1 protein-coding gene is annotated in these 528 nt (G+C 61.7%); it reads right to left on the bottom strand.

Annotation, left to right across the window (positions count from 1 at the left end; all coding sequences use genetic code 11):
* On the bottom strand, nucleotides 1-528 hold a 528-nt coding region (ilvC, locus tag IE187_RS21185), incomplete at both ends, for a ketol-acid reductoisomerase (RefSeq protein WP_189677966.1).

Below are 528 nucleotides of genomic sequence, written 5' to 3'. Positions count from 1 at the left end.
AGGACCAACGAGCCTTGTTCAGACCGCCCTCGTTCATCAGGTCGACGAGCATCTTGAGCTCGTGGCAGACCTCGAAGTAGGCGATTTCCGGCTGGTAGCCGGCGTCGGTCAGGACTTCGAAGCCCATCTCGACGAGCTTGTTCACGCCACCCATGAGCACATTCTGTTCGCCGAACAGATCGGTCTCGGTCTCCTCGGTGAAGGTGGTCTTGATGGCGCCTGCACGCAGAGCGCCCAGAGCCTTGGCGTAAGCCAGGGTGATGTCCCAAGCGTCGCCGCGCGGATCCTGTTCGACAGCCACGACGACCGGGACGCCACGGCCGGCGGCGTACTCACGACGAACGATGTGGCCCGGGCCCTTCGGAGCGACCATGAAGACCGGGTGATCCTCGGACGGCTTGATGTAGCCGTAGTGGATGTTGAAGCCGTGAGCGAAGGCCAGAGCAGCGCCCGGCTTCAGGTTCGGCTCAACTTCTTCCTCGTAGACCTTGGCCTGGTACTGGTCAGGCAGAAGGATCATAACAACGT

The organism is Sphingomonas glacialis (assembly GCF_014653575.1).
Lineage (GTDB): Bacteria > Pseudomonadota > Alphaproteobacteria > Sphingomonadales > Sphingomonadaceae > Sphingomonas > Sphingomonas glacialis.
This window is presented reverse-complemented; position numbering and strand designations above follow the sequence as displayed.